The following is a 24,369-nucleotide window of genomic DNA, read 5'->3' as shown; positions in this document are numbered from 1 at the left end:
CATGTCCCAGACGCTCCGCATCGCCATGGCCCAGTTCGACTTCCCGGTCGGCGCGGTGGCCCAGAACACCGATCGCATCATCGACTTCATCGCAGCCGCACGCGACGAGTTCGATGCGGACATCGTGCTGTTTCCCGAGCTGGCGATCAGCGGTTACCCGCCGGAAGATCTGCTGCTGCGGCCCGGTTTTCTGGCCCATTGCGAGGAAGCGCTGGCGCGCATCGCCGCCAGCACGCGCGGGGTTGTGGCGGTGGTCGGCTGGCCGCAGAGTGCCGGCAGCGTGGTCTACAACGCCGCCAGCGTGTTGCGCGACGGGCGCATCGAGGCGACCTACCGCAAGCGCGAATTGCCCAACTATGCGGTCTTCGACGAGCGTCGCTACTTCGACGTGGATCCGGATGGCGACAGCTGCGTGGTCACGGTCAAGGGCGTGCAGGTGGGCGTGGTGATCTGCGAGGACCTGTGGTTCGCCGAGCCGCTGGCCAAGACGGTGCAGGCCGGTGCCGAGCTGGTGCTGGTGCCCAACGCCTCGCCGTACGAGCGCGGCAAGCATGCCCAGCGCGATGCGCTGCTGGCCGAGCGCACCCGCGAGAGCGGGGCGGCGATTGCCTACCTCAACGTGGTCGGCGGACAGGATGCGCTGGTGTTCGACGGCGCGTCGGTGGTGGCCGATGGCAACGGTACCGTGCACCCGGCCGCTGCCGCGTTTGTGGATCAATGGCTGGTGGTGGACTACGCGGCCGGCGAGCGCAGCTTCACCCCGGTGGTGTGGGTGGACGACGGCGACGAAAGCATGGACGCGCTGGCGTGGCGTGCGGTGGTGCGCGGGCTGCAGGACTATTGCCGCAAGAACGGCTTCAGCAAGGTGTGGCTGGGCCTGTCCGGCGGCATCGATTCGGCGCTGGTGCTGGCGATGGCGGTGGATGCGCTGGGCGGGGAGAACGTGACCGCGGTGCGGCTGCCGTCGCGGTATACCGCCAACCTGTCCAACGATCTTGCCGACGAGCAATGTCGCGCGCTGGGCGTCAAGCTGGAAACCATCGCGATCGCGCCGGCGTTCGAGGGGCTGCTCGCCGCGCTGGGGCCGATGTTCGAAGGCACCCAGCCGGACATCACCGAAGAAAACCTGCAGTCGCGCAGCCGCGGCGTGATCCTGATGGCGTTGTCCAACAAGTTCGGCGGGCTGTTGCTGACCACCGGCAACAAGAGCGAATACGCGGTGGGCTACGCCACCATCTACGGCGACATGTGCGGTGGCTATGCCCCGCTCAAGGACCTGTACAAGACCGAAGTGTTTGGCCTGGCCAAATGGCGCAATACCGTGGGCGGCGCGCCGGTGATTCCGCCGGCGGTGATCGCGCGCCCGCCCTCGGCCGAGCTGCGCGACAATCAGACCGACCAGGATTCATTGCCGCCGTACGACGTGCTGGACGGCATCCTGTATCGCTATGTCGATCAGGAACAGTCGCGCGATGACATCGTCGCCGCCGGATACGCGGCCGACACGGTGGAGCACGTGCTACGCCTGGTGCGGCTGAACGAGTGGAAGCGTCACCAGGCTGCGCCGGGGCCGAAGGTATCGCGGCGTGCGTTCGGGCGCGAGCGGCGCTACCCGATCACCAACGGCTATAGCGGGCAGTAACGCTCCCAAGGCCCCGTTGCGGCAATGTCGTAGAACTGGTTGCCGGCGCGCGCGTGGCGGGCGGCTTCCCTCACGCCGGCAGGACCTGCCCAATAAACAAAGGGGCCTTGCGGCCCCTTGTTGTCCTTCACGCGACGGTCGAAGATCTCAGTCGCGATTCATCTGTGCGTTGCGCTGCCCGGTGGCGGCGGACTTCTCGCCGGCGAACGGGTTGAGCTTGCGGATGGCCCAGGGGTACTTCGGCCAGTTGCCGGTCAGCCACGGGTGCTGCGGGCTGTTGAGCTCGAGCACGCGGCGTGCGTCGGCGGCCAGGGTCTTGTTGCCCAGGTGCGTGTAGGCCTCGGCCAGCACGGCGACCGCATCGTATTGATAGGCGCTCTGCGGGTAGGTTTCCAGCAGGTAGTTGGCACGGCCGGCCGCCGACACCCACGCGTTGCGGCGCAGGTAATACAGCGCGTTGTCCAGCTCATGCTGGGCGAAGATGTCGCGCAGCTCGATCATGCGCTTGCGCGCATCGGCGGCGTAACGGCTGTTCGGGTAGCGGTCGGTGACGGTGTTGAAATCGTTGTAGGCCTGCTGCGGCGAGGACAGGTCGCGGCGGCTCGGGTCCAGCGACCACACCCGGCGCAGGAACACCGTGTCGCGGTTGCTGTTGGCCAGCCCGCGCAGGTAGTACAGATACGAGATGTTGCGATGGGTCGGGTAGGTCCGGATGAAGCGGTCGACGCTGGAAACGGTGTCGTCGTGCTTGCCGGCCTTGTACTGCGCGTAGGCGGTTTCGATCATCGCCTGCTCGGTGTAGGGCCCATACGGGTACTGGGCGATCAGCCGCTTGTAGCTGGCTTCGGCGCCGGCCCAGTTGCCTTTCTCCATCAGACCATGGCCCTTGCCATAGAGCTGCTCGACCGGCATGCCCTCGTCGGGATTCTTGTCCTTGGCGCCGCGGTGGCAGCCGGTGACGACGAACGCCATGACCAGCATGAGGGCAATCAGGCGCGCAGGCGCGGAAAACGTGGACCGTCGGATCATGGGTCTGGGCAGGACGCATCAGGAAAACGAAAGCGCGATGATAGCCTAGTGGCCTGTCCGGCGACTGACTCCTGCCGTCCGGACCCCCAAATTCCCGTTTTTGCCTGAGTGCCCGTGTCCATGTCCGACCCCTCTGCCGACTTCACCGACCCGTCCATCCGTCAGGCCACCGTGCCCGACAGCGCCGCAGGGCGCCGTTTCGATGCGGTGCTGGCCGAGCTGTTTCCCGAATTCTCGCGCTCGCGGCTGGCGGAGTGGATCAAGTCCGGCGACGCGTTGCTGGATGGCGAAATCGCGCGTCCGCGCGACAGCCTGCGCGGCGGCGAGAGCGTGCAGCTGCAGGTGGTGCTGGAAACCCAGACCCACGCCGTGCCGCAGGACATCCCGCTGAACGTGTTGTACGAGGACGACCAGGTGCTGGTGATCGACAAGCCGGCCGGCCTGGTGGTGCATCCGGGCGCGGGCAACCCGGACGGCACCCTGGTCAATGCGCTGCTGTTCCGCGACCCGGCGCTGTCGGCGGTGCCGCGCGCCGGTGTGGTGCACCGCCTGGACAAGGATACCAGCGGCGTGATGGTGGTGGCGCGCACCGTGCAGGCGCAGACCGCGCTGGTGGAGCAGCTGTCTGCGCGCGATGTGCATCGCCAGTATCTGGCGGTGGTGGTCGGTGCGCTGGTGTCCGGCGGCACCGCCAATGCGCCGATCGACCGCCATCCGCGTGATCGCCTGAAGATGGCCGTGCGCGACGACGGCCGCGATGCGGTCACCCATTACCGCCTGCGGGAGCGCTTCCGGGCGCATACCGCGCTGGAATGCCGTCTGGAAACCGGGCGCACCCATCAGATCCGTGTGCACATGGCCCACCTGAAATCGCCGATCGTCGGCGACCCGCTGTACGGCGGCGCGCTCAAGCTGCCCAAGGGGGCCACCGACGCGCTGGTGCACGAGCTGCGGACCTTCAAGCGGCAGGCGTTGCACGCCGAAACCCTGGAATTCCTGCATCCGGTCAGCGGCCAGCCGGTGCGCGCCACCGCGCCGGTGCCGGCCGATCTGCAGCGCCTGATGACTGCCCTGCGCGAGGACAGCGCACGCGCGGCCGAACTGGCGCGTCGCTGAAGTGACCGTGTCCGCGCCGTTCGTCCTGCCCGCCGACTGGCCGGCGCCCCCGCGCATCCGGGCCCTGACCACCTTGCGCTACGGCCTGGGCGAATCGGAGCCCCCGTTCGACACGCTCAATCTGGGCAACCGCAGCAGTGCCCAGGGCGATGCGCCCGAGCGGGTGCAACGCAATCGGGCGCTGCTGGCGGATGCGCTGGCCTTGCCCAGCGCGCCGTGGTGGTTGCGGCAGGTGCACGGTGTCGAGGTCTTGCGGGTGGAGACGCCGCCGCCCGGGTTGGTGGCGCAGCCAGGGGGCGGCGGCGATGCAGTGCCGGGCGCGCACGAGCCCAGCGCCGATGCGGCGGTGACCGCGGTGCCGGGCGTGGTGCTGGCGATCCTGACCGCCGATTGCCTGCCGGTGGTGCTGGCTGCGCGGGATGGCAGCGAGGTGGCTGCCGCCCATGCGGGTTGGCGCGGGCTGGCCGACGGCATGCTGGAGCGCAGCGTGGCCGCCATGCGCACGCCTGCAGCACAGGTCATGGCGTGGCTGGGACCGGCGGCAGGGCCAGACATGTACGAGATCGGCGAAGACGTGTTCAACGCCTTCGTCGGCGACGACGCGCAGGCGCAGGTGGCGTTTGTCGCTACCCGTCCGGGCCATTGGCGGGTGGATCTGTATGCGCTTGCGCGGCAGCGCCTGCAGCGTGCCGGCGTGCCGGTTGCGGCGATTCATGGCGGCGGGCTGTGCACAATTGCCGATGCCGGGCGCTTTTTTTCGCATCGCCGCGATCGCCGCAGCGGGCGCATGGCCACGCTGGCCTGGATCGCGCCCTGAGCACGCCACTGTTCGCGCAGGTGCTGGGCCAGACCGCATTCGCGCAATTGCCCGCGCCGGTGCGGGCGCTGCATTCGGTGCAGCAGCGCCAGACCTTCGCCGGCAGGGCGCAGATCCAGCGCGGGCGCCATGCCCTGGTGCCGTTGCTGGCGCTGCTGAGCCGCTTGCCACGCAGCGGCACGGTCGCGGTGGACGTGGAGTTTCTGGTCGATGCACAGGGCGAGCGCTGGCATCGCCGGTTTGACGGCCTGCCGATGCATTCGAGGTTATGGCGGCATGGCCGCGCACTGCGCGAGCACCTTGGCGCGGTCCGGTTCGAGTTCGCGCTGCACGCCGATGCCGATGCGTTGTACTGGCAGGCGACCGGCGTGTGGGCGTTTGGCTGGATTCCGCTGCCTGCACGCTGGTTCGAGCAGGTGCGCTGCCGCGAGCATGCCGACACCGGCCGCTACGGATTTTTCGTCGACGTGCACCTGCCGCTGGTGGGGCCGTTCATTCGCTACGAGGGCTGGCTTGAACCGCGTTGATCCACCGGGCGTTGAACGCACCCACCTGGAGCCGGCGTGCCCGGAGCCGCCTCGTGGGGCGCCGCCCGGCGGGGAGCCACGCGCTGCGCCCGCAACCATCGTGTTCGATGGCGTGTGCCTGCTCTGCAACGGCTGGGTCAAATTTCTGTTGCGCCACGATCGACGCGGGCGCTATCGCTTTGCGGCGATGCAGGGCCAGGCCGGGCGCGCGTTGTTGCAGCAGCACGGGCTGGATCCGGACGACCCGCTGTCGTTCCTGCTGGTGGATGCCGACGGTGCGTGGACCGACAGCGACGCGATCGTGCGGGTGCTGTCCGGGTTGGGCGGCTTCTGGCGGCTGGCCACGCTGGCGCGCGTGCTGCCGCGCGGTGTGCGCGACATCGGCTACCGCCTGATCGCACGCAACCGCTACCGCTGGTTCGGTCGCACCGAACACTGCATGCTGCCGACCCCGCAGCAGCGCGAGCGGTTTCTGGACTAGCGCCCCAGCTAGGCGCAGGAGCGCACCTGGGCGCGATCAGGCATTACCGATAAAGCTCCGTCGCGCCCGGGTGCGCTCCTACGACTGCGCGCTGATTTCTATGATGGCTTGTCGATACGAAGTGCTGTTCGCCGCGTGCGTTGGATCTGTGGTGGCGGACAGGCACGCCTGTTTGGTGTAGGAGCGCACCTGGGCGCGATCGGGCATTACCGATAAAGCTCCGTCGCGCCCGGGTGCGCTCCTACGACTGCGCGCTGATTTCTATGATGGCTTGTTGATACGGAGTGCTGTTCGGCCGCGTGCGTTGGATCTGTGGTGGCGGACAGGCACGTCAGTCTGGTGTAGGAGCGCACCTGGGCGCGATGCGGCATTACCGGGAAAGCTTGGTCGCGCCCGGGTGCGCTCCTACGGTGATTCTGCGCGTGGGGTGACGGCGGTTTACGCGGCTGCGTGTTTGAAGCTTGCGCGCACTGCTTTCGGGTTGCTGCTGTGCGCGGCCTGCAGGCGGAAGATCGACACCGCATCGGCCAGTTCCACTGCCTGCTCTTCCAGGCTGCGCGCGGCAGCGGTGGCTTCTTCCACCAGCGCGGCGTTGCGTTGGGTCACTTCGTCCAGTTGCGCCACGGTGCGGTTGACCTGCTCGATGCCGCTGGACTGCTCGGCGCTGGCCGAGGTGATCTCGCTCATGATGGCGGTGACGTGTTTGACCGAGCCGACGATCTCGCGCATGGTCGCGCCGGCGCGGTGCACCAGGCCCGAGCCCAGTTCCACCTTGTCGGTGGAATCGGCGATCAGCGTCTTGATCTCCTTGGCGGCATCGGCCGAGCGCCGCGCCAGGGCACGCACTTCCGAGGCCACCACTGCAAAGCCGCGGCCCTGTTCGCCGGCGCGCGCAGCTTCCACCGCGGCGTTGAGCGCCAGAATATTGGTCTGGAACGCGATGCCGTCGATGACGCCAATGATCTCGCCGATCTTGCGCGAGGCGGTGCTGATCTGGCTCATGGTGGCGACTACGTCGTCCATCACCTGGCCGCCGCTCTGGGCGACATCACCGGTGCCCAAGACCAGGCGATTGGCCTGCAGCGCGCTTTCGGCGTTCTGCTTCACGGTGGAGGTGAGCTCCTCCATGGAGCTGGCGGTTTCTTCCAGGTTGGCGGCCTGTTGTTCGGTGCGCTCGGACAGGTCGGTATTGCCGGCGGCGATTTCCACCGCGGCCTGGCGGATGGTGTCGGACGCGGTCTGGATGCCGCCGATGATCTCGGTCAGGCGGCTTACGGTCTGATTGGTGTCGTCGCGCAGGCGCGCAAAGATGCCGTGCGCGTCGCCCTCCACGCGCTGGGTGAGGTCGCCTTCGGCCAGCGCGCCGATCACGCGCGCCAACGCGGCCAGGTGGGTTTCCACCGAGTCGTAGATGCGGTTGATGCCCTGCGCCAAAGACAGCAACACCCCGTCCATGCCATTGATCTGCATGCGCCGGCTGAAATCGCCGGCTGCGGCGGCATCGATGATCTGGATCAGCGCCTGCTCGGCGTTGACCTGTGCGGTGACGTCCATCCACTGCGCAATGGTGCCGAGCTTGGCGCCGTCGGCCGCGATGATCGGGCTGTACACGAAGTCGATCTGACGGCCGAAGAACGGCGCACGCACGGCCTTGGAGGCAGTCAACGCACGCATGCGGTCGATCGCGGCCTGGCTATCCGGATAGATGTCGCCAATGCTGCCGCCAACGAAGCCTTCGGCGTGGAAGCTGGGGCGGAAGCTCTGCACGTCCGGCTCGATCAGCTTGAGCATCGCGAGCAGTTTGCGGTTGGCGAACAGCACCTGGCCGTCGTCGTCGGCGATGCGGATCATGGTGTCCAGATCGTCGAGAGCCTTGATCACGAACTGGCCGTGGCGCAGGCCCTGTTCCATCACATCGAGGCGGATGGCGAGCTTGTCCTGGGTGTCCTGCAAGGCATGCAGTAGCGGCGCGAGTTCGCCGGAGGCGCTGCGCAGGTTCAGGCGGTGGAAGCGGCCTTCGCCGATTGCGATGACCGCGCGCACGGCCTGTTGCAGCTGCACGTTGCTGCGACGTCGCGCCCACCACCACAAGCCGGCGCTGGCCGCGCCCAGCACCAACAGCGCGGGGAGCAGCTTTGCCAGGGCGCTTGCCAGACCGCCGGGCACCAGCGTGGCGGCGTAGAGCGTCAGCAAGGCCAGCAAGCCGATCTGCGCAGCGGCGGGCAGCCCGGCAGCCCAGCGGGTGCGCGCGACGTCGGGGCCGGCCGATGGGCGGGCAACGTGGGCGGCATCATGTGAAGGCGACATAGGCTGAGTCCAACTAGGTGATCTGAGGGAATGGATCGGTGTCCGGCAGTGCGTGGCTGCAAGGGGGGTATCGGCGGCTGAGCTCGAATCATGATGGCGTGAAGGTACCGTTTGTCGGAATAAGGCCGAGCAAACCGTAAAGTGCTGGAACTCCTTGATTTGGAAGCGGTTTCAGTCATTGTCGAGGCCGCAGCAGCGGACGGGGGATGTGTTTGCGATAACATCAAAATGTAAATATCGGGTGAAATCACGATGTCGCTCCGTGCCGTTCGATATCGTCCGGCAGAGCATCGTTGATGGTGTAGCCGCGCGCTTGGATCGGTCTAGCCACATTCCTGCAGCGCTTGCAGTGCGTGGCCCGGTAGTGCCGACCGGCTTGTGACGCGGCAGCGGTGCGTACCCGACGCCCGATGCGGATACGGCAACGTATCGGTCCGCTGAATCGGGGGCGAGGTGCAGGGATGAGCCGGAGCGCGCCAAGCGCCTGACCTGCGGCTGGCAACAGGCTGCATTGCGCCTGCAGCCATCGCGCCTGGCACTGCATCGACCGGGGCGACGGGCAGGGCGGTTCCTGCTGGCGGAGATGCGACGGCGGTGCCACCCAATGCCTACAGGAGCGGCGACATGCAGCCGACCTTGCGTCGCCGGGGCCTGCAACTGCTGCGCGGCAACGTGCAAAGGCCCACCCGCCAGAAAGAGGTCGGGAAGATTGCATGGCGCGCTGCTCTGGCACCCGAGCCCATGAAGCAATGCATCCGCTCGGTGCGCCAGACCCACAAAAAAACCGGCCGTCTCACGACGGCCGGCTTGTGTGTCACTGCATCGTCCGGCAGGCGCTTATTTCGCCGGCGCGGCCGGCGCATCGTCCGGCAGCGCCCAGGCGATCACGCTGTCGCCGGACTTGGTTTCCATGCGGTCGTGCCCACCCACGGCGGCCACGATGTATTGCTTGCCATCGATGGTGTAGCTCAGCGGGGCCGCCTGCGGGCCGGCCGGCACGCGGGTCTCCCAGACCTGCTTGCCGGTGCGGGTGTCGAAGCCGCGCAGGAAATCGTCCAGCGTCGCGCCGATGAAGGTCACGCCGCCAGCGGTGGTCAGCGAGCCGCTGTTGTTGGGCGTGCCGATCTCGAACTTGGTCTTGGACGGGATGCCCATCGGGCCCTGGTCGTAACCGGTGCCCAGCGGACGGCGCCACAACACCTGCTGGGTACGCAGGTCCACGCCGGCGATATAGCCCCACGGCGGTGCCACGCACGGCGTGTTGAGTGGCGACATCCAGGGCTCCTTGCGGGCGCCGTAGGCCAGACCCTTCTGCGCCATGTAGCCCGGCGTCTTGCTCTTGCCGTCGAACACCGACACCACGCCCAGCTCGTCCATCTTTTCGCGGGTGTAGACCTGCAGGGTGTAGGGCAGGCGATTGCTGTTCATCACCATGATGCCGCGCTGCAGATCGACCGAGACGCCGCCCCAGTTGATGCCGCCGTGATTGCCGGTGAAGGCCAGCGAGCCCTGCAGGGTCGGCGGGGTGAACATGCCTTCGTAGCGCAGTTGCTTGAACTGGATACGGCAGGCCAGCTGGTCGAACGGCGTCATGCCCCAGGCATCGGATTCGATGATGGTTTCGAACTCACGGCTCGGCGCGCCCACGGTATTGGGCATGCCCGGCGAGATCGGCTGGGTGGCAGCGGTCCAGTCGCCATGATCGGTGCCCTGCGGCACCGGGATCTGCTTGACCGGCATGATCGGCTCGCCGGTGGCGCGGTCCAGCACGAAGACCTGGCCGGACTTGGTGGCCTGGATCACCGCAGCACGCGTGCCGCCGCCAGCCACCGGCCAGTCGACCAGGTTCGGCTGCGGGCCGATGTCGTAATCCCACAGGTCGTGGTTGACGGTGCGGAAGTGCCAGCGCTCCTTGCCGGTGGCGGCATCCACCGCAACCAGCGAGGCGGTGTATTCCTCGTCCTGCGGGGTGCGGCCCTTGCCGAAGAAATCGCCGGAGGCATTGCCGGTGGGCAGGTAGACCAGGCCCAGCTCGTCGTCGGCGGCCATCAGCGACCACACGTTCGGGGTCGAGCGGGTGTAGGTCTGGCCGGCCGGCGGCTCGGCGGTGATTGCCGGGTTGCCCAGGTCCCAGGCCCAGCGCAGCTGGCCGGTGAGCGCATCGAAGCCGCGCACCACGCCCGACGGTGCATCGCCTTCCTGGCCGTCACGCACCTGGCCGGTCGGCTGGATCACCACGCCGCGCATCACCACCGGCGGCGAGGTCGGGCCGACGAAGCCCGGCTTGGTGTTGCCGGTGCCGGCATTCAGATCCACATAGCCGTTGTTGCCGAAGCTGGCGCACAGCTTGCCGGTCTGCGCGTCCAGCGCACCCAGGCGGCCATCGACCATCGGCCAGAAGATCCGCGTCGGGCACTCGGCGGTGCCTTCCGGCGCCTGGTAGTACGACACGCCACGGCAGGTGGTGGCGGCCACGCCAGCCATCGCCTTGGGATTGGTCTGCGGATCGAAGCGCCAGCGCTCCTTGCCGTTGGCGGCTTCCACCGCGATCACCTTCTGGGTGGGCGTGCAGATGTAGAGCAGGTCGCCGACCTTGAGCGGGGTGTTCTGGAAGGCGTAGCCCAGCTTGGAGTCCTTCGGCTTCAGGTCGCCGGTGTGGAACTCCCAGGCAATCTTAAGGTTCTTGACGTTGTCCGGGGTGATCTGGGCGCCTGGCGTGTAGTGGTTGGACAGATTGGAGCCGGCATAGGCGGTCCAGTTGCTGGCGTCGTGGTTGGCCGCCACATTGCCATCCGGGCTGGGCACGCTGCCGCGGCTGAAGGCGGTCGGGTTGGCGGCCTGCTTGGAGGCGTCGGCCAGCTCGACATTGCGCGGCAGGAACAGCGGCCACAGGATCAGGCCGGCGCCCAGCAACGGCAGCACGCCGGTGACAATGGCGTAGCCGACACCGGACAACGGCTGCATGCGGCGACGCGCCACGCCCCAGAACGGCAGCAGCACCAGGCCTAGTACCGAAATCCAGGCCAGACGCGGGACCAGGCCCCAGCCGTCCAGGCCCACTTCCCACAGCGCCCAGGCGATCGTTGCAGCCAGCGTGGCGCCAAACAGCCACAGGCCGGCGCGCTTGCCCAGTGCCAGCAGCACACCGGCCGCCAGCAGGGCGATGCCCGCGAGCAGGTAGTACCAGGAACCACCGACGGCCACCAGGCGGCCGCCTTCGTAGGCGAGCACCGCACCGAGCACGGCGATCACCACCGCATAGGCCACCAGCAACCAGGTGCCTAGCCCACGTTTTGAGGATTGATCAGTCATTTTGAGATGTCAGGAAGGACTTGGGGCCGCACCGGGCGACAAGTCGTGGAGGGAGAGAGGTCGCCCGTTGGCACAGGGCTGCCGGCGACCTGGATATGAACGCGCAGCCCCTCCCAGGGTCCTCAGCGCTACTCATGTGAATATTTTAGACCTCCACGCGCTGCCTGTCCGTGACGGAATGGGAACCACCGTTCCAACCTGCACGCCCGGTGCAACGGATTTGCATGGAAGTCGAAGCTCCCAACGCGGTGTGGGCACGCATCGGGTTGATGACCAGTGCCTACTGCGGGGATGGTGGCTGCAAGCATCGCTGGCTATAGCACCAGCGTCGGGAAGGCGTCGAATCGTTTGATCCGGCGGTGGTCATGTTTGGGGCGCCGGGTTGTCGCGTTTTGGCGACAACCGTCGGGGGCCTTCTTCAACCGTACCCTCATCCGCCCTTCGGGCACCTTCTCCCGGTGGGAGAAGGGAGCGGTATCGCATCGGGCTCCTTCTCCCGGTGGGGGAAGGGAGCGCTATCGCATCGGGCACCTTCTCCCGGAGGAGAAGGGAGCGGTATCGCGTGCGTGTCGTGCAGCGGATGGCAAATAGCGCGGGCTCCGCTGCAACGCCGCAACAGCACTTTCGCCCCTTATCGGCCCTGCAGTGCTTTCAGCTGCAGGAAGAGAGGTCAGACGTCGGCCAGGGCCTGCAGATAACGCTGGCGCCAATCGTTGATGTTGTTCTTGCGCAGATGATCCATCATCGCGCGCCACCGCTCGATGCGCGTTGCCAGTGGCATGCTGGCCGCTGTCGCGATTGCATCGGCCACACCGTCCAGATCGTGCGGGTTGACCAGCAGCGCTTCCTTCATCTCGTCGGCTGCACCTGCCAATAGCGACAACACCAGCACGCCGGGGTTTTCCGGATCCTGCGCCGCGACGAATTCCTTAGCGACCAGATTCATGCCATCGCGCAGCGGTGTGACCAGACCCACCGACGCGGCGCGATAAAAGCCGGTCAGGGTGGCATGGCTGAAGTTCTGGTTGACGTAGCGCAACGGCGTCCAGTCCGGGCCCGCATGCCCACCGTTGATATGTCCGGCAATCTGTTCCAGCTGCCCGCGCAACTGACGATATTCGGCCACATCGCCGCGCGACACCGGTGCGATCTGCAGATAGGTGAGGCTGCCGGATTGGTCCGGATAGCGCTCCAGATAGCGCTCGAATCCCTGGAAGCGTTCCGGCAGGCCCTTGGAATAGTCCAGCCGATCCACGCCGATGGCCAGCTGCCGACCGCGCAGGCTCTCGCGCAGGTCGCGTACCGCCTGCTTGCCGACCGCTGCCTTGGCCTGGGTGGCGATCAGATCGGTGTCGATGCCGATCGGGAACGACGATGCGGTGAAGCGGCGCCCGCCTGGACCTTCCACCAGATCGCCTTCCAGGATGCGGCCGCCGCCGAACAGGCGCACATAGGCCTTGAAGCGTTCTGCATCGCGCTGGGTCTGGAAGCCGACCAGATCGTAGGCATAGAAGGTGCTGAACAGGCGCGCGTGATCGGGCATGGCCTGCACCAGGTCGGCCGAGGGCATCGGCACGTGCAGGAAGAAGCCCATCTTGCAGCCCACTCCCAGCTCGCGCAGCATCGCGCCCAGCGGAATCATGTGGTAATCGTGGATCCACAAGGTGTCGCTGTCTTTCAGCAACGGCGCCAGTTTTTCCGCAAACAGGCGGTTGACGCGCATATAGCCTTCGCGCGTGGCGCGGTCGTAATCGACCAGGTCCAGGCGGAAGTGCAGCAGCGGCCACAACGTGCGATTGGCGAAGCCGTTGTAGTACGAATCGATGTCGCGCTTGTTGAGGTCCATGGTGACGAACTTGATGTCACCTTCGGTCTGCTCGTGCATGCCGCCGCTGTCGCCGCGCACGGTCTTGCCGCTCCAGCCGAACCACACGCCGCCGCGCTCCTTGAGCGCTGCCAACAACCCGACCGCCAGACCGCCTGCGCGATTTTCGCCAGGCACTGCAACACGATTGGATACCACCACCAAACGACTCATGACGCCTCCTGCCAGCTCCGCGACAAGCGCATCGCTGCGATGATCAAACCGACATGCGAATAGGTCTGAGGGAAGTTGCCCCAGGCTTCGCCGTCTTCGAACGATAGATCTTCCGACAGCAAGCCGAGGTGATTGCGGCGCGAGAGGATGCGCTCGAACAATTCACGCGCCTCGTCCTTGCGCCCGATCGCGGCCAGCGCATCGATGTACCAGAACGTGCAGATGGTGAAGCTGGTTTCCGGCTCACCGAAGTCATCCGGTGCGATATAGCGGTACAGCGCATCGCCATGCTTGAGCACGCGGCCAACGGCTTCGACCGTGCGCACGAAGCGGGTGTCGTCGTTGGCCACGATGCCGATATCGGCCAGCAGCAACAACGAGGCATCCAGCCGATGGCCGCCGAGGGTATCGGTGAAATGGCCGTGTTCGTCACTCCACGCCTCGGTCAACACGCGTTCGCGGATGCTGTCGGCGCGTTCGCGCCAGTACGCCACGCGCTCCGGCAGCACCAATCGGTCGGCGATCTTGGACAGGCGGTCACACGCAGCCCAGCACATCGCGGCGGTATAGGTGTGCACTTCGGCGCGGCCGCGGAATTCCCACAAGCCGGCATCGGGCACGTTGTGCAGCGCGTAGGCACGCTCGCCCAGCGGCTCCAGCCGGCGGAAGGTGTCGGCATCGCCCTGGTCCTTCAGGCGCAGGTCGAAGAACAGCTGGGTGGAGGCCAGCACCACGCTGCCGTAGACATCGTGCTGCTGCTGGATCCAGGCCAAGTTGCCGCGTCGCACCGGACCCATGCCGCGGTAACCGTCCATGGTGTCGACTTCATGCTCTTCCAGCTGCGACTCGAAGCCGATGCCGTACAGCGGCTGCATGGTGCCGTCGCTGGTGGCGATGTTGAATATGTAGCCGATGAACTGCTCCATCGTGCGGGTGGCGCCGAGCCGATTGAGTGCACGCACCACGAAGGCGGCATCGCGCAGCCAGCAGTAGCGGTAGTCCCAATTACGCGGGGTATTGGGCGCTTCCGGAATCGAGGTGGTCATTGCGGCGATGATGGCGCCACTGTCTTCGTACTGGCACAGCTTGAGCGTGATGGCGCTGCGGATCACCGCTTCCTGCCAGTCCAGCGGGATGGACAGATAGCGTACCCATTCGCGCCAGTATTCTTCGGTGCGTTCCTGCGCTTCCTGCACATAGCCGGTGAGCGAGCGGGTCAGCGATTCGTCCACGCCCAGCACCAGGCTCACCGGATGGCTGAGCACGAACGGCAGCCCGTCGCGGACGAAGCGTACCGGCACGTCGGTGGTCAGGCGCAGGGTGAACTCCGGCAACACCCAGCGGATATGGTTGCTGCCCCAGGTGGTGTCCGGCATGCGGCCGCCCCAGTCGGCCAGCGGGCGCGCGCGCACCACGATGCGCGGGTTGCCGGCCAGCGGGCGGATCTGCCGGATGATGCTGACCGGCCGATAGAAACGGCCGTTATTGCGCCAGCGCGGAGCGAAGTCGATGACTTCCACCTCGCCGCCGTGGCGATCGCGCAATACGGTGCGCAAGACGGCGGTATTGGGCAGGTAGTGCTGCTCGCTGCTGGCGAAGTCTTCCAGCTCCACGGCAAAGTCGCCGCCTTCGGTCTTGGGCGAGAGCAGCGTGCAAAAGGCCGGATCGCCATCGAAGGCGGGCAGACAGCTCCATACCACGCGTGCCCGCCGATCGACCAATGCGCCAAAGCTGCAATTGCCGATGACGCCCAGATCCAGGTTTGGCTCGGTCATGAAGTGCAAACGTTCCTGTAGTGACGAAAGGAGGCGCGCCTGCGGTTATGCGGTGCGCGCGTTGTGTTGCAGCCAGGCGTGCACGGCGGCGGTACCTGCAACGCGGAAGCGCGCGCTGGTCTGCGCACGATCGCCGACCAGCACGCTCCACCCGCCCAGGCGATTGGCCGCCTCGAAGCCGAATTCGTCGGTGAGGTCGTCGCCGACGAACACCGGGGTGCGGCCGGCGAAGGCGCCTTGCTGCATCAGCTGTTCGACGGCCAGGCCCTTGTTGCTGCCTTCGGGCACGAACTCGACGACATGGTCTCCGGGCTGCAGGCGATAGCCGGGCAGCTGGGCGATTTCCTGCTGCGCAAATGCCAGCACGTCGGGGCCGGCAAGCGGTTGCGCGCGCCAATGCAAGGCCACGCTGACGCCCTTGTCTTCGACCAGGACGCCCGTGTGCGTGTGCGTGAGTGCAGCGGCCCGCTGATGCAGGCCATGCAGAAAGGCGGAGGTGTCCTGTGGCATCGCGGCGCGCGCATCGACATCGCTGCGCAGTTCATGCCCGTGCAGGCCGGCAGCCGGGAGCACCAGCGGCGCGAACAAGGCGTCGAGCTGCGACAGCGGTCTGCCGCTGACCAGCGCCACCGCACCGTTGAGGCGGTCGCTCAGGCGCCCGATGGCCTCGCGGACCTCGGGCAGCAGCCGAACAGCCTCGGGGCTGTCGGCAAAGTCGATGAGAGTACCGTCCACGTCCAGAAACAATGCGCAGGCATCGTCCAGCAATGGCGGCGAGGGAAGGGGGGAGTGCACGTCTGCCATCGCGCTAGTGTGCGCAAGGCAGTGTGATATTCAGGTTATGCAACGGCGGCTGCCATCCTTCTCCCATCGGGAGAAGGTGCCCCGAAGGGGCGGATGAGGGTACGTGCGAAGCCTCGCGCAGTTTGAACGCCGTAAGGGCTTCGCCCCCGTACCCTCACCCCAACCCCTCTCCCGAGGGGAGAGGGGCTTAACGCTCTTGCTCAGAACGAGTACCGCACCCGCCCATACCAGTACGCGCCATTGCTGCCGATCGGCGAGAGCACGTCGTAGGGCAGGTTGCCGAAGTAGGCGATGTCGTCGATGGAGCGGTCCGAATAGTTGTCCAGGATGTTCTGCCCGCCGATAGCCAGCGTCCAGTGCGTGCCCAGGTGATATTCGGCTTCCAGGTCCAGCTGCCATTCGGCGCCGTAGGTCTGGCGCGGCACGAAGCCGCCGCCGAAGTCGAACACACGCGTCGCGCTGCCGTAGCGGTTGACGCGCGTCTGCAGGTTCCAGCGTTCGTTGCTCCAGTTGGCAGCGAGCGCGGCACGGGTGCGCGGTGCGGCATCGGTGAGCGTATTGCTTTCTTCCACGCCGAACAGCACGTACTCCGGGTTCAACGCCAGCACCTGCGCCGGGGTGGCGATGATGTTTTCCAGTTCGGTCTTGGCGTAGCTGTAGGTGCCGGTGAGCAGCAGGTCGCCGCCGAAGGCGTACTGGCGCCAGTTGGCGACCAGCTCGGCGCCGCGGGTGCGGGTGTCGGCGGCATTGAGGAAGTAGCTCGCGCTCTGCACGCCGGTGACGCCGAAATTCTGCTGCACGAAGCTGGTCAGCGCATCGCCGGTGATGTCTTCGGACAGCGCGATACGGTCGTCGATATCGATCTGGAAGAAGTCCAGCGACAGGTCGAAGTGATCGCCCAGCTTGCTGGTGAAGCCCAGGCTGTAATTGACGGACTTTTCCGGCTTCAGGTCGGTGGCGCCGAGCGCGCGGGCGATGGGGTTGTTGACCGACAGCAGGCGGCCCTGGGTGAGGCGGCCGGCGGCATCGTAGCCGGTGGAGGTGGCTTCGTAGCCGATCTGGCTGAGCGAGGGTGCACGCACGTTGTTGGAGATGGCGCCGCGCAGCGCAAACGCCGGGGCGAACGCATAGCGCGCGGCCAGCTTGCCGGTCCACTGGCTGCCGAAATCCTGGTAATGCTCGTAGCGGCCGGCCAGATCGGTAGAGAACTTCTCGCCGAACTGGCTGGACACGTTGGCGTAGGCACTGGCTACGTTGCGCGACAGGTCGGCTTCGTCCTGCGGGGTGAGCCCGCCGCCGGCCTGCGAGCCGGTGGGACGGTCGGTGAACGGGCCGGCGGCGTAGCTGGCCGGGTCGCCGGCATGGGTGCGGTATTGCTCGCGGCGGAACTCGGCGCCGGTGCCGAAGGTATGGGTGCCGCCGGCCGCATCGAACACGCGGGTCAGGTCCAGGTTGCCCACCGTCTGCGAAAACGCAAAGTCGCCGGTCTTGAAGCGTGTGGTGCTGGTGGGGCCGAGCGAGGCATTGAGCGAGTTGCGCAGGCGGTAGGTGAAATCGTTGCGGCCATGGTTGACGCTGGCGTCATAGTCCCAGTTGCCCCACTGCCCACGCGCACCGGCGACGATCTGCAGGTCGCGGTTTTCGCCTTCGGAAATCGGCCGGTAGCCGTTGGGGTAGATCTCGCGCCAGTTGGCGCTGCTGTCCGGGTAACGGAAGTAGTTGGCGCCTTCGGTGTCGCGCTGGTTGTAGGTGCCGAAGGCGTAGAACTCGCCGCTGTCGCTGAAGGGGACCTTGGTGTTGAGCCAGGCGTTCAAGCCCTTGGTGGCGCCGTCGCCGAGCACGTAATTGCGCTGCCCGGCCAGCGCCAGGTTGGCCGGGGTCTGCTCCTCGAACGGCGGGATCTGATCGAAGCCGGCGCGGTTGGTCGCCTCGCGATTCTTCAGCTCCAGGCCCACCTTGAAGAAGCCGCCGTCATCGCCGAGCAGCGAGCCGACCTTGGCGCTGGCGTAGCTGGTCTGGCCGTCGGTGACGCGGCGATTGATCGGCTCCACATCGGTGTTGTACGCGCCGAAGCTGGCTTCCAGCTCGCCGCGCTCGGGGTTGTCGTCCAGGATCACGTTGATCACCCCGGCAATGGCGTCGGAGCCGTATTGCGCGCCGGCGCCGTCGCGCAGCACTTCGATGCGCTTGATCGCGTTGATCGGGATGGAATTGAAATCCACCGGCGTGGTGCCCTTGCCGATCTTGCTGTCGGTGTTCACCAGCGCCGAGGTGTGGCGGCGCTTGCCGTTGACCAGCACCAGCACCTGGTCGGGCGAGAGCCCGCGCAGCTGGGCGGCGCGGATGTGGTCGGCGCCGCCGGAGTTGGACTGGCGCGGGAAATTGAACGAGGGCAGCAGCGCCTGCAGCGCACTGCCCAGTTCGCCGTTGACCACGCCGGCTTTGCGGATGTCTTCGGCGGTGAGCACGTCCACCGGCACGGTCGATTCCAGCACGGTGCGGTCGCTGGCCCGGGTACCGGTGACGATCACGGTGTCCAGGGTGGTGGCGCCGGGGTCGGCCTGCTGGGCCTGCGCATTGGCGCTCAGTGCTGCGGCCACTGCCAGGCCGATCACCAATAGGGTGGGGCGGGTCATGCTCTCTCTCCTGCAACTGCAACGCGCCACGCGGTTGGCATCCGGCCGGGCTGGGGCGCAAAGGGGTCGGATTGTCCACATTCATCCGGATGGAGAGATATTATCGCGTTGTTCAGGCCGGCGCGAGGTGGCACAGTGCGCGCACGCCGGCATCAGCTGATACCCGGCCCGCATGAGCCTGCCCCCCCCCCCCCCGATCCGGAGAAGTCGATGAAGTTGCTGCCGTCCTGCCTGCTTGCCGCCACGCTGGCGTTGTCCGCCTGCGCCACCACGCCCGGCGGTGCGCCCGCAGCGGCCACCGCCAGCCTGCAGGGCGATGCGGCGCGGCCGGCGGCGGCGCGGGGTTGGGTGCGCAGCGAGCTGTATTTCGGCGTGGGCGAAGAAACCGGCCCGGCCGATCGCCCGCAGACCCGCACCATCGACGATGCCCAGTGGCGCGCCTTCCTGGACAAGGAAGTGACCCCGCGCTTTCCGGACGGACTGACCGTGTTCGATGCCTACGGCCAGTGGTTGTTCCGCGGCGCCAAGGAGCCGAACCGGCTGGGCACCAAGGTGCTGGTGATCCTGCACGAAGACACCCCGCAGCGGCGTAACGACATCGAGGCGATCCGGCTGGCCTGGAAGCAGGCCACCGGACACCAGTCGGTGCTGTGGTCGCGGCAGGCGGTGGAGGTGTCCTTTTGAGGGCATCGCGCATGGTGACCAACAGGCCGCGATGGCGATGGCCGCACGCCCATCGCGGCGTGCCCGCGTTCCTGTTCGTGGCGCTGGGAGCGTTCACCGGCGCGGCGACTGCGGCCGACGATGCCCGCGTGCAGGTGCGCATCGATGCGCACACCCAGGCCACCGCCACGTTGGTCGGCACGCGCCTGCAGGTGGTGCTGTCGCCGGGCGGCAGTACGCAGTGGCTGGACGCGGATGTGGATGACGGCGAAGGCGGGAGCGCTTTGCGCAGCGACGACTACGACTTCGACGGGCACCGCGATCTTGCGGTGACCGCGATGCTGGGCCAGGTCAATGAAGCGACGCTGGTGTTCCTCTTCGACCCGGTACGACGGCGCTTTCAGCCGCTGGCCGCGCCAACGCACCCGGCGGTGCAATGCGATGGGCTGTGGAATCTGACCCCCGATGCCAAGGACCGCAGCCTGACCAGCTCCTGCCGTAGCGGGCCGATGTGGTACAGCGACCAATATCGCTATAGCGCTGGCCGGCTCTATGTCTATCGCTCCCAGCAGCCGATCAACGCGCCGGACATCCAGGCGTTGCTTGGGCGCGACGGCGACGACGCGTATCCGCTGTCGGTGTGGTCCACCTTCGACCCGCAGGGCGTCGTGATCGCCACTGCCATCGGCGAAACACTGGAGTCGCCGATGCCGGTGCAACTGCGGGTGCAGGTAGCGCGCCTGCCCTTCTACGCCACGGCAACCGCGTCCACGACGCGGCGTTATCTGGTGCGCGGCGATCGCGCCGACGCGCTGGATGTCAGCGCCGATGCCACGCGCATCAAGCTGCGTTACCGCAGCGCCACGGCAGGCGACATGCTGGGCTGGGTGAGTGTGGACGCCTTGCGCCAGCAGTAGCGCGCAGGCATCCCAGCTGATTGTTGGGGCCGGCGCGGCCACGGCGCTGAATCGGCACCGGCAGCCGTGCGATGCGCTGCAAGCGAGCCTGCATGTAGCTGGCGACTGTTCAATGTGCCGGCTCTGTCGTATCGCTGGCACGGCCTGCGCAGCGGGGTGCTGGCTGATCGCGCAGGCGGATCCTGCAACCCGTCGCAACGCGCTGGCAGTGTGTGCAAGAGCCTGTGCAGGATCCTGCTGACGGCCGCACGCCTCCATACCGGGTGCGCCAACACCTCGTTCCATCGGGCCGCTGTCGCGCGTACCAGGCAGCGGCTACCATCGCCTGTCCCCACGTCTCGCAGACCTCCATGTCCGCTCCCTCTTCGCGTCCTGCGGCCTCGCCGCGCTGGTTCGTCGCCGGCGACCTCAATGGCTTCTTCGGCCTGGTGGTCGACAATCTTTCCATCCTCGGCTTCATCGCGATGGCGCTGGTGGGCATCTTCCAGTTCCCCGCGGAAGTGGTGTTCGGGCGCATGTTCCCGGGCACCGCGTTCGGCGTGCTGGTGGGCAATCTGCTCTATACCCTGATGGCGCGGCGGCTGGCCGCACGCACTGGGCGCGATGACGTCACCGCCATGCCGCTGGGACTGGATGCGCCCACCAGCATCGGCATGGCGCTGCTGGTGCTGGGCCCGGCGTTCGCCGGTTTCAAGGCGCAGGGACTGGACCCGCAGGCGGCGGCAATCGCCACCTGGAAGCTCGGCATGGCCGCGCTGGTGGTGATGGGCCTACTCAAGCTGGTGCTGTCGTTCGTGGGCGAGGCGGTGACCCGGGCGTTGCCGCGTGCAGCGCTGCTCGGCTCGATCGCCGGCATCGCGCTGGTGCTGATGGGTCTGTTGCCGCTGCTGGAAACGCTGCGCTCGCCAGTGGCCGGTTTCGTCACCCTGGGCCTGCTGCTGTACGTGCTGCTGGCCAAGGGCCGCCTGCCGACCAAGCTGCCCGGCGTGCTGGTGGCGTTCGTGATCGGCACCGCACTGTATTACGGGCTTGGCCTGGCCGGATTGGGCGCACCGGGCTTCACGGTGCCGGCGTGGACGCCGCCGCAGATCGTGCTGCCGCTGCCGAATCTGGGCTTCATCGACGGGCTTCCGGCGACGGTGGCGTATCTGCCGTTGCTGCTGCCGTTCGGGCTGTTGATGGTGGTGGGCGGCATCAATGTCAGCGAAAGCGCACGCGCCGCTGGCGACGATTACCGCACCCGCGACATCCTGCTGGTGGAAGCCTTCGCCACCTTGGTGGCCGGCGTGTGCGGCGGCGTGGCGCAGACCACGCCCTACATCGGCCAGCCCGCCTACAAGCACATGGGCGCGCGCTCGGGCTACACGCTGCTGACGGGGCTGTTCGTCGGCATTGGCGGCATGCTCGGGGTGATCAGCGGGCTGGTGCAGTGGCTGCCGCTGGCGGTGCTGGCGCCGATCATCGTGTATGTGTCCATCGACATCACCACCCAGGCCTTCCAGGCCACACCCCGGCAGCATGCCGGCGCGATGGTGCTCGGGTTCCTGCCATCGGTGGCGTACCTGCTGACCATCAAGGCACCGGGCTGGATCGCGCCGGAGCAGCTGGTGGCGTTGACAACCAAGCTCGATGGCCATGGCTTGCCGGAGCTGGCAGTGATCTTCGCACTGGGCAATGGCTTCATCATCACCGCGATGCTGTGGATCGCCACGGTGGCGGCCATGATCGATGGCCGGCTGCGGCGCGGTGCGGTGTTCCTGCTGGTCGCCGCGGGGTTGACCCTGTTCGGATTGATCCATTCGGTGGACCCGCGTGGCGGCATCTATCTGCCGTGGTCGCTGCACGGCCTGGCGCGGGTGATCAGTTGGCAGTTCGTCGGTGCCTACATGGCGCTGGCAGTGACCTTGCTGCTGCTGTCGCTGCTGCCGGTGCGCAAGCAGGCCGTGCAATGACGCGCCCGGCATGCGCGCTGCGGTGGCTGCTGGGCGGTGCCCTGGTGCTGGGTACCAACGGCGCGTGGGCAGCGTCGTTCGACTGCAAGCAGGCGAGCACACTGGTGGAAAAGCGCCTGTGTGCGGTGCCTGCGCTCGGCCTGCTGGACGAGCAGGTGGATGAGAGCTACCAGGCGCTGGTGCAGACTGCGCCGCGTACGGCAGTGGCCGGCGTACGCGAGCAACAGCGCGCCTGGCTGCGGCAGCGTAATTCCTGCGCGCAGGACGCCAGGCCGGATGACTGCCTGCAGCGCAGTCTAACGGCCAGGGCCGATGTGCTGAGCAAGGCGCTCACCGCCCAGCAAAAAGGGCTGGACCGCATCATCGCCAGCATTCCCGCCGCCCCTGCCGACGCGGCGCGCCAGTTGCAGGGCTACGACGCGCCGCTGGCGTCGGCGTGGCTGGCGTACCTGCATCAGTTCGTGCCGGCCGCCGGTGTGGATGCCGCGCTGGCAGATGCGCGGTTCGCGCATGCGCGCACGGCGCTGCGCAAGGTGGATGGGTTTGCGGCCTCGCTGCTCGATGACGTGGCCGGCGCAGCGCCCAGCTCACGGCAGGAACGCGTCTTGACCCTGCTGCGGATGTGGATCGAGCGCGACAATGGCGATCAACGACCTTATGTGCACTGCTTCATCTTCGCGGCAGTGGGAGAGCCGGCGTACGACGCATTCGGGCCGTTGTATGGCTCCACGCGCGACGGGTTCGCGCCGATCTGCGCGCCGCCGGGCGGGCTGTTCGCGCTTGCCAGCTGGAAACAGCTCGATGCCGGCTTTGCGGGGATGATCGAGGCCATGAGCAAGGACGCCGGCACCATTCGCTATGCAAGCTACGCCGAGTGGGAAGTCGTCGCGCTGCGGGCGTCGGTTTCGCCATTGCTGTACCTGCAGCCGGCACTGCGCAAGCGCTACGGCAATGACCCGGACAAGGCGATTGCCGCGTGGAGCGGCAATGACAGTGATTGGCCGGCCGCAGATCGCAAGGCGGTGCGCGCGCTGTTACCGAAGGTGCGCGCAGACACCGCCGCATGGCTGGTGCGCGAAAAGCAGCTGCCGGCAGAACAGGCCGAGCAGGCAGCGGCCGCCATCGTGGCGGCGTGGGTGAATGCGCGGCTGGATTTCGCCGGATGAGCGCGGCCGGGCGCCGGTAACGCTTCGTTTCCAGCGCCACGCGTGCGTTTATGCACCATGGGTGCGTGACCCGCAGCGTGGTGCTGCAGCTCCAGGTCGGAATGACGCGGGTTTGCGCTGGAATACAGGCAACCCCGTGCATGCCGCGGTGCCCTGCGTGGGCCGGCGTGCGCGATGAATGCGCGTGCGGCCACGAGCGATGGAACCCTTGCGCCATCCCATGGTCACACCCTGGATGTTGTCGACGTAAGGAGTTCCACGATGCAAACACCGTCCTCGCGCTGGCCATGGCTGCTGGCCGTGCCCGTGATCGCCGGCGCTGCCTGGTGGCTGTTCAGCGGGCCATCCGAGCATACGGGCGCGCTGCCCGCGCCCATCAGCCGAACCGCCACCGCAGTGGCGGCGGCGGTCACTCCGGCAACGCCGGCGCCGGCCGGGCCCCGCCATCCGGTGCAGACGCCATCGCCCGATGCGGCGGACGCAGCGATTCCGGCGTTGGCGCAAAGCGATGAGGCCGCGTGGCAGGCACTGCAGGCGCTGGTGCAGCAAGACGACGCGTTGTCGATCGTGCTGCGTGCGCACCTGATCGAGCGCGTGGTGGTGATGATCGACAATCTGACCCAGCCCAGCATCAGCCGGCGTGCCCTGGTGCTGCAGCCGGTGCCGGGCGAGTTCCAGGTCAGCAGCGCTGCCGATCACAGCGTCATCGATCAGGCCAATGCCGCGCGCTACGCGCCATATGTCACCGCGTTCACCACGGTGGATGCGCAGGCACTGGTCCGCAGCTATGTGCGCTTCTACCCGTTGTTTCAGCAGGCCTATGCCAACCTGGGCGCGCCCGACCGTTACTTCAACGATCGCGTGATCGATGTGATCGACCATCTGCTGCGGACCCCCGAGCCACGCCAGCCCATTGCCGTCGTGCGCGACGAGCGTGGCCGCTACCGCTTCGTGGATCCGGCGCTGGAAGGCTTGTCGGTCGGGCAGAAGACGATCCTGCGCCTGGGGCCAAGCCAGGCGCAGGCAGTGAAGGCGCAGTTGCGCGCCATACGCGCGGCACTGTTGCAGGGACGCTGATGGCAGTGATGGGTGCGTTGTACCAGCGGCGCACACGTGCGGCCCGGTCTGTCATGTCTTCGAGCGGTTTGAAGACAGCGGCGGCGAGTGCGATGAGCGCATTCGACGCA

17 protein-coding genes are annotated in these 24,369 nt (G+C 67.2%); 10 read left to right on the top strand and 7 right to left on the bottom strand.

Annotation, left to right across the window (positions count from 1 at the left end; translation table 11 throughout):
- Window position 1 precedes the first annotated feature (1 nt).
- Entirely contained in the window at window positions 2–1,642 is a 1,641-nt protein-coding gene (locus RZV17_RS15360; RefSeq protein ID WP_355604726.1) for an NAD+ synthase, read from the top strand.
- A gap of 147 nt (window positions 1,643–1,789) precedes the next feature.
- Here RZV17_RS15360 and RZV17_RS15355 read toward each other — a convergent pair whose 3' ends face one another.
- Window positions 1,790–2,671: an outer membrane protein assembly factor BamD gene (locus RZV17_RS15355; protein ID WP_104579921.1), complete on the bottom strand. Its 882-nt coding sequence runs from the start codon at window positions 2,669–2,671 to the stop codon at window positions 1,790–1,792.
- Window positions 2,672–2,791: 120 nt separating this feature from the next.
- Between RZV17_RS15355 and rluD the strand changes: the two genes are divergently transcribed.
- The 4 genes from rluD to RZV17_RS15335 all read left to right on the top strand — a co-directional run bounded on the left by rluD (window position 2,792) and on the right by RZV17_RS15335 (window position 5,612).
- Window positions 2,792–3,787, top strand: a complete 996-nt coding sequence (rluD, locus tag RZV17_RS15350) for a 23S rRNA pseudouridine(1911/1915/1917) synthase RluD (protein WP_355604723.1) — start codon at window positions 2,792–2,794, stop codon at window positions 3,785–3,787.
- Between the two features lies 1 nt (window position 3,788).
- Window positions 3,789–4,604, top strand: coding sequence for a peptidoglycan editing factor PgeF (gene pgeF, locus RZV17_RS15345; RefSeq protein WP_355604720.1), 816 nt, complete (start codon window positions 3,789–3,791; stop codon window positions 4,602–4,604).
- A 20-nt stretch (window positions 4,605–4,624) separates the two neighbouring features.
- Window positions 4,625–5,131 carry a DUF4166 domain-containing protein gene (locus tag RZV17_RS15340; RefSeq protein ID WP_104579918.1) on the top strand — a complete coding sequence of 169 codons (507 nt, stop codon included), beginning with the start codon at window positions 4,625–4,627 and terminating at the stop codon, window positions 5,129–5,131.
- A gap of 97 nt (window positions 5,132–5,228) precedes the next feature.
- Entirely contained in the window at window positions 5,229–5,612 is a 384-nt protein-coding gene (locus RZV17_RS15335) for a thiol-disulfide oxidoreductase DCC family protein (RefSeq protein WP_355609418.1), read from the top strand.
- 438 nt (window positions 5,613–6,050) lie between these two features.
- On the opposite strand, the gene RZV17_RS15330 is transcribed toward RZV17_RS15335, so the two are convergent.
- The 6 genes from RZV17_RS15330 to RZV17_RS15305 all read right to left on the bottom strand — a co-directional run bounded on the left by RZV17_RS15330 (window position 6,051) and on the right by RZV17_RS15305 (window position 18,484).
- Window positions 6,051–7,919 (bottom strand): methyl-accepting chemotaxis protein, encoded by a 1,869-nt coding sequence (locus tag RZV17_RS15330; protein WP_355604716.1) that lies wholly within the window; start codon window positions 7,917–7,919, stop codon window positions 6,051–6,053.
- Between the two features lie 837 nt (window positions 7,920–8,756).
- The gene (locus RZV17_RS15325; protein ID WP_355609415.1) at window positions 8,757–11,192 is read right to left on the bottom strand and encodes a membrane-bound PQQ-dependent dehydrogenase, glucose/quinate/shikimate family; all 2,436 of its coding nucleotides are present in this window, start codon (window positions 11,190–11,192) and stop codon (window positions 8,757–8,759) included.
- Window positions 11,193–11,901: 709 nt separating this feature from the next.
- A complete protein-coding gene (gene otsA / locus RZV17_RS15320; protein WP_039405569.1) occupies window positions 11,902–13,269 on the bottom strand; it encodes an alpha,alpha-trehalose-phosphate synthase (UDP-forming) in 1,368 nt (455 codons plus the stop codon).
- Window positions 13,266–15,044, bottom strand: coding sequence for a glycoside hydrolase family 15 protein (locus RZV17_RS15315; RefSeq protein ID WP_355604713.1), 1,779 nt, complete (start codon window positions 15,042–15,044; stop codon window positions 13,266–13,268). The genes otsA and RZV17_RS15315 overlap by 4 nt, the downstream gene beginning before the upstream one ends.
- A 45-nt stretch (window positions 15,045–15,089) precedes the next feature.
- The gene (otsB, locus tag RZV17_RS15310; protein WP_179455706.1) at window positions 15,090–15,848 is read right to left on the bottom strand and encodes a trehalose-phosphatase; all 759 of its coding nucleotides are present in this window, start codon (window positions 15,846–15,848) and stop codon (window positions 15,090–15,092) included.
- A gap of 200 nt (window positions 15,849–16,048) precedes the next feature.
- Complete coding sequence (locus RZV17_RS15305) at window positions 16,049–18,484, bottom strand: TonB-dependent receptor (protein WP_355604708.1); 2,436 nt, start codon at window positions 18,482–18,484, stop codon at window positions 16,049–16,051.
- Between the two features lie 210 nt (window positions 18,485–18,694).
- Between RZV17_RS15305 and RZV17_RS15300 the strand changes: the two genes are divergently transcribed.
- The 5 genes from RZV17_RS15300 to RZV17_RS15280 all read left to right on the top strand — a co-directional run bounded on the left by RZV17_RS15300 (window position 18,695) and on the right by RZV17_RS15280 (window position 24,259).
- Window positions 18,695–19,168, top strand: a complete 474-nt coding sequence (locus RZV17_RS15300) for a DUF3574 domain-containing protein (RefSeq protein ID WP_039405694.1) — start codon at window positions 18,695–18,697, stop codon at window positions 19,166–19,168.
- Window positions 19,169–19,227: 59 nt separating this feature from the next.
- Entirely contained in the window at window positions 19,228–20,064 is an 837-nt protein-coding gene (locus RZV17_RS15295) for a hypothetical protein (RefSeq protein WP_355604705.1), read from the top strand.
- A gap of 350 nt (window positions 20,065–20,414) precedes the next feature.
- On the top strand, window positions 20,415–22,016 hold the full coding sequence (locus RZV17_RS15290; RefSeq protein WP_355604702.1) for a hypothetical protein: 1,602 nt from the start codon (window positions 20,415–20,417) through the stop codon (window positions 22,014–22,016).
- Window positions 22,013–23,182, top strand: coding sequence for a lysozyme inhibitor LprI family protein (locus tag RZV17_RS15285; RefSeq protein ID WP_355604699.1), 1,170 nt, complete (start codon window positions 22,013–22,015; stop codon window positions 23,180–23,182). Before RZV17_RS15290 ends, RZV17_RS15285 begins: the two co-directional genes overlap by 4 nt.
- Before the next feature lie 261 nt (window positions 23,183–23,443).
- A complete protein-coding gene (locus RZV17_RS15280; RefSeq protein ID WP_355604696.1) occupies window positions 23,444–24,259 on the top strand; it encodes a DUF3014 domain-containing protein in 816 nt (271 codons plus the stop codon).
- Window positions 24,260–24,369 lie beyond the last annotated feature (110 nt).

Origin of the sequence: Xanthomonas cannabis (assembly GCF_040616535.1) — a bacterium.
Lineage (GTDB): Bacteria > Pseudomonadota > Gammaproteobacteria > Xanthomonadales > Xanthomonadaceae > Xanthomonas > Xanthomonas cannabis.
The sequence above is the reverse complement of the archived record's forward strand: the minus strand, read 5'-3'. Positions and strand labels throughout refer to the sequence as shown.

Coding starts and splice junctions, on each gene's coding strand:
- RZV17_RS15360 (WP_355604726.1), top strand. CDS start 2: ATGTCCCAGACGCTCCGCATCGCCATGGCCCAGTTCGACTTCCCGGTC.
- RZV17_RS15355 (WP_104579921.1), bottom strand. CDS start 2,671: ATGATCCGACGGTCCACGTTTTCCGCGCCTGCGCGCCTGATTGCCCTC.
- rluD (WP_355604723.1), top strand. CDS start 2,792: ATGTCCGACCCCTCTGCCGACTTCACCGACCCGTCCATCCGTCAGGCC.
- RZV17_RS15330 (WP_355604716.1), bottom strand. CDS start 7,919: ATGTCGCCTTCACATGATGCCGCCCACGTTGCCCGCCCATCGGCCGGC.
- otsA (WP_039405569.1), bottom strand. CDS start 13,269: ATGAGTCGTTTGGTGGTGGTATCCAATCGTGTTGCAGTGCCTGGCGAA.
- RZV17_RS15315 (WP_355604713.1), bottom strand. CDS start 15,044: ATGACCGAGCCAAACCTGGATCTGGGCGTCATCGGCAATTGCAGCTTT.
- otsB (WP_179455706.1), bottom strand. CDS start 15,848: ATGGCAGACGTGCACTCCCCCCTTCCCTCGCCGCCATTGCTGGACGAT.
- RZV17_RS15305 (WP_355604708.1), bottom strand. CDS start 18,484: ATGACCCGCCCCACCCTATTGGTGATCGGCCTGGCAGTGGCCGCAGCA.
- RZV17_RS15300 (WP_039405694.1), top strand. CDS start 18,695: ATGAAGTTGCTGCCGTCCTGCCTGCTTGCCGCCACGCTGGCGTTGTCC.
- RZV17_RS15290 (WP_355604702.1), top strand. CDS start 20,415: ATGTCCGCTCCCTCTTCGCGTCCTGCGGCCTCGCCGCGCTGGTTCGTC.
- RZV17_RS15285 (WP_355604699.1), top strand. CDS start 22,013: ATGACGCGCCCGGCATGCGCGCTGCGGTGGCTGCTGGGCGGTGCCCTG.
- RZV17_RS15280 (WP_355604696.1), top strand. CDS start 23,444: ATGCAAACACCGTCCTCGCGCTGGCCATGGCTGCTGGCCGTGCCCGTG.